This window comes from Pseudomonas sp. EGD-AK9 (assembly GCF_000465935.2).
Classification (GTDB): Bacteria; Pseudomonadota; Gammaproteobacteria; order Pseudomonadales; family Pseudomonadaceae; genus Aquipseudomonas.
This window is the reverse complement of record NZ_AVOF01000290.1, coordinates 1-4,071: the sequence shown is the minus strand read 5'-3', so window position 1 is coordinate 4,071 and position 4,071 is coordinate 1. Positions and strand designations below refer to the sequence as shown.

At 67.9% G+C, this 4,071-nt stretch carries 5 protein-coding genes; 4 read left to right on the top strand and 1 reads right to left on the bottom strand.

The features are described 5' to 3' along the window. From N878_RS14140 to N878_RS14125, 4 genes are all read left to right on the top strand, one after another. A partial coding sequence (locus tag N878_RS14140) for an NAD-binding protein (RefSeq protein WP_021444294.1) occupies positions 1-503 on the top strand: 503 nt, incomplete at its 5' end. After that, on the top strand, positions 500-1,603 hold the full coding sequence (locus N878_RS14135; RefSeq protein ID WP_021444293.1) for an enoyl-CoA hydratase/isomerase family protein: 1,104 nt from the start codon (positions 500-502) through the stop codon (positions 1,601-1,603). The genes N878_RS14140 and N878_RS14135, both read left to right, overlap by 4 nt. Before the next feature lie 9 nt (positions 1,604-1,612). Beyond that, positions 1,613-2,764: an acyl-CoA dehydrogenase family protein gene (locus N878_RS14130; protein ID WP_021444292.1), complete on the top strand. Its 1,152-nt coding sequence runs from the start codon at positions 1,613-1,615 to the stop codon at positions 2,762-2,764. Between the two features lie 68 nt (positions 2,765-2,832). Beyond that, positions 2,833-3,471 carry a TetR/AcrR family transcriptional regulator gene (locus tag N878_RS14125; protein WP_021444291.1) on the top strand — a complete coding sequence of 213 codons (639 nt, stop codon included), beginning with the start codon at positions 2,833-2,835 and terminating at the stop codon, positions 3,469-3,471. A gap of 2 nt (positions 3,472-3,473) precedes the next feature. On the opposite strand, the gene N878_RS14120 is transcribed toward N878_RS14125, so the two are convergent. Continuing rightward, on the bottom strand, positions 3,474-3,863 hold the full coding sequence (locus tag N878_RS14120) for a MerR family DNA-binding transcriptional regulator (protein WP_021444290.1): 390 nt from the start codon (positions 3,861-3,863) through the stop codon (positions 3,474-3,476). Between the last annotated feature and the right edge of the window lie 208 nt (positions 3,864-4,071).

Sequence of the window (4,071 nt, the reverse complement as noted above, 5' to 3'; positions counted from 1 at the left end):
CTCTGACCTTTATGGTCGGCGGTCCGGCAAGTGCGTTCGACCGCGCCGGGCCGATTCTTTCTGCCATGGGCAAGAACCTGGTGCACTGCGGCGACAGCGGCAATGGCCAGGTGGCGAAGATCGCCAACAACCTGCTGCTGGGCATCTCCATGGTCGGCGTCGCCGAGGCCATGGCCCTGGGCGTGGCGCTGGGCATGGACGCCAAGGTGCTGGCCGGCATCATCAACACCTCCAGCGGCCGCTGCTGGAGCTCGGAGATCAACAACCCCTACCCCGGCGTGCTGGACAACGCCCCGGCCTCGCGCGGCTACAGCGGCGGCTTCGGCGCCGAGCTGATGCTCAAGGACCTGGGCCTGGCTACCGAGGCGGCCAGGCACGCCCGCCAACCGGTGCTGCTCGGCGCCGCGGCGCAGCAGCTGTACCAGAGCTTGAGCCTCAAGGGTCATGGCGGCCTGGATTTCTCCGCCATCATCAAGCTGTACCAGCAGGATCAGCCGGCATGAGCGGCGCCGAGCCGCAGATCCTGGTGGCCGTGCGCAACGGCGTCGGCCACCTGACGCTCAACCGGCCGGCCGGACTCAACGCCCTGACCCTGGTCATGGTGCGCCAGCAGCAGATGCAGCTGGACGCCTGGGCGCAGGACCCGGCGATTCGCGCGGTGGTCCTGCGCGGCGCCGGCGACAAGGCCTTCTGCGCCGGCGGCGACATCCGCGCGCTGTATGACAGCCAACGCAGCGGCGACGACCTGCACCTGCGTTTTCTCGAAGAGGAGTACGCCCTCGATCAGTGCCTGCACGCCTATCCCAAGCCCGTGCTGGCATTGCTCGACGGCTACGTACTCGGCGGCGGCATGGGCCTGGCCCAGGCCGCCTCGCTGCGGCTGGTCACCGAGCGCACGCGCATGGCCATGCCCGAGGTCGGCATCGGTTTCTTCCCCGACGTCGGCGGCAGCTACTTCCTGCCGCGCCTGCCCGGCGAGCTGGGCCTGTACCTGGGCGTCAGCGGCGTGCAGATCGGCGCCGGCGATGCGCTCTACACCGGCCTGGCCGACCATTGCATCGACAGCGACCGCCTGACCGAACTGGACGCGGCACTGGATCGACTGCCCTGGAGCGACTCGCCCGAAGACGACCTGCGCACCCTGCTCGCCGAGCTGGCCAGCGGCGAGCTGCCGCACGCCGAGTTGCCTAGACTGCGCCCGGCCATCGAGCGTTGCTTCGCCGCGCCCGACCTGCCGGCGATCCTTGCGGCGCTGCACGCCGAACGGCAGACCGGTGCCGCCGACTGGGCCGAGCGGACCCTGCAGCTGCTGGGCAGCCGCTCGCCGTTGGCCATGGCGGTGACCCTGGAGCTGCTGCGCCGCGGTCGCCATCTGAGCCTGGCCGACTGTTTCGCCCTGGAGTTGCACCTGGATCGCCAGTGGTTCGCCAAGGGCGACTTCATGGAAGGCGTGCGTGCGTTGATCATCGACAAGGACAGGACGCCGCGCTGGAACCCACCGAGTCTGGCCGAGCTGTCGCCCGCGCGGGTGCAGGCCTTCTTCGCCGGCTTCCGCCCCGGCCACGCCGCCTTGGGGTGCACCGCGCACACCAGCTGCCACTAGGAGTAGAACATGCACGATATCGATTTGACCGAAGACCAACGCATGATCCGCGACATGGCCCGCGACTTCGCCCGTAGCGAGGTGGCGCCGCACGCCCAGGCCTGGGAAAAAGCCGGCTGGTTGGACGACACCGTGGTGACGCAGATGGGCGAACTGGGCCTGCTCGGCATGGTGGTGCCGGAGCAATGGGGCGGCAGCTACACCGACTACGTCGCCTACGCCCTGGCCGTGGAGGAAATCTCCGCCGGTGACGGCGCCCTCGGCGCGCTGATGAGCATCCACAACTCGGTGGGCTGCGGCCCCCTGCTCAAGTACGGCAACCCCGCCCAGCAGGACGCCTGGTTGCCGGCGCTGGCCAGCGGCCAGGCCATCGGCTGCTTCTGTCTCACCGAGCCGCAGGCCGGCTCCGAGGCGCACAACCTGCGCACCCAGGCGGTGTTGCAGGACGGTCACTGGCTGCTCAACGGGACCAAGCAGTTCGTCAGCAATGGCAAGCGCGCCAAACTCGCCATCGTCTTCGCCGTCACCGACCCGCAGCTGGGCAAGAAAGGCCTGTCAGCCTTTCTGGTGCCCACCGACACCCCGGGCTTCGTGGTCGAACGCAGCGAGCACAAGATGGGCATCAAGGCCTCGGACACCTGCGCGGTGACCCTGCAGGACTGCCGCATCCCGCAAGAAAACCTGCTCGGTGAACGCGGCAAGGGCCTGGCCATCGCCCTGGCCAACCTCGAGGGCGGGCGCATCGGCATTGCCGCCCAGGCCCTGGGCATCGCCCGCGCGGCCTTCGAGGCGGCGCTGGGCTACTCGCGCGAGCGGGTGCAGTTCGGCAAGCCGATCGCCGAACACCAGAGCGTGGCCAACCTGCTGGCCGACATGCACACCCGGCTCAACGCCGCGCGCCTGCTGATCCTGCATGCCGCGCAGCTGAAGAGCGCAGGCCTGAGCTGCCTGTCGGAGGCCTCGCAGGCCAAGCTGTTCGCCTCGGAAATGGCCGAATGGGTGTGTTCCAAGGCCATCCAGATCCACGGCGGTTACGGCTACCTGGAGGACTTCCCGGTGGAGAAGTACTACCGCGACGCACGCATCACCCAGATCTACGAGGGTTCCAGCGAGATCCAGCGCCTGCTGATCGCCCGCGAGCTGGCGCACTACCCCCTGTAACGGCCGTTGGCCAAAGCGCTCGGCCAAGCCGAGCGCTGCCGACCTAGGCTTTCACCATCAGCGGCGCCATGCTTGGCGCCCCCTGCTACTCCATTCCTGCCGCCATGCCCGCCAGCCAACGCCGCACCGATCCCTCGCGCTACCAGAACACGCGCCTCAAGGCGCTGGAACTGTTCGCCTGCCGCGGGTTCAGCCGGGTCAGCATGCGCGACCTGGCCGAGCATCTGGGTATCGCTGCCGGCTCGCTGTACAACCATATGGAGAGCAAGGAGGCGCTGCTGTTCGAGCTGATCGAGGAGCTCTACGAGGAACTGCTGCATGGCGCCCAGCAGGTCAGCCGCCAGGCCGCCCCAGCGAACGCGCGGCTGCAGGCGCTGGTCGAGGCACACCTGCAGCTGCACGGGCGCATGGCGGCGCACTTTCGTCTCGCCGAATACGAGAGCCATTGCCTGAACGCCGAGCAGCAGCGACAGATCGGCGCGCTTCGCGCACGCTATCAACGACTGCTGGTGGAGAGCGTCGAGCAGTGTCACGGCCAGCCGCTCGGCGACAGCTGCCGGGCGGCGCTGGGCGGCATCGTCACCCTGCTCAACCAGCTGCCGGCCTGGGTCGAGGCACCGCAGTTGAGTGGCCAGGCCCGTCAGGCGCTGCTGCGCGATATGGCGCAGGGCGCGTTGCGCGGCGCCCTGGGCAGTCTGCGGGACTGAACTCAACGCGTTTCGGGAATCTCCAGCAAGGCCGCGCGACAACGCTCTTCGGCGGTGTCCAGCTCCAGCTGCATCTGCTGGATATCGAGCAACTGCTGCTCGAGCTGCAGGCGCCGCTCGGCGATCTTGCCCAGCATGATGTTGAGCTGATTGCGGTTGTCGCCCTGCGGGTCGTACAGCTCGATCAGGCTCTTGCACTCGGCCAGGGAGAAGCCGATGCGCTTGCCGCGCAGGATCAGCTTCAGCGCCACGCGGTCCTTGGCCGTGTAGATGCGCTCCTGGCCGCGGCGGGTCGGCGAGAGCATGCCCTGCTCCTCGTAGAAACGGATGGTGCGCGTGGTCACGTCCAGCTCACGGGCCAGTTCGGAAATGCTGTAGGTCTTGGCGGCCATGGCGGTTATCCCTTGAAAAAGACGGCGCGGATGAAGCCGCGTGGCCGGCACGCTAGCAAGTCTTTACGTTAACGTCAACGCAGGAAGGCGAAACGCCATTACGCTGCACCGCGGTAAAAAAACAGGCCCCGCAGGGCCCGAAATGCTTCACGAGGAGCAGTTGTGCACGCAAGCCTTACCAGAGCGGCAGGCTGTAGCTGACGATAAA

Excerpts from the sequence above, each read along its gene's own strand:
- N878_RS14125 (WP_021444291.1), top strand. The coding sequence starts at position 2,833 with ATGCTTGGCGCCCCCTGCTACTCCATTCCTGCCGCCATGCCCGCCAGC.
- N878_RS14130 (WP_021444292.1), top strand. The coding sequence starts at position 1,613 with ATGCACGATATCGATTTGACCGAAGACCAACGCATGATCCGCGACATG.
- N878_RS14135 (WP_021444293.1), top strand. The coding sequence starts at position 500 with ATGAGCGGCGCCGAGCCGCAGATCCTGGTGGCCGTGCGCAACGGCGTC.
- N878_RS14120 (WP_021444290.1), bottom strand. The coding sequence starts at position 3,863 with ATGGCCGCCAAGACCTACAGCATTTCCGAACTGGCCCGTGAGCTGGAC.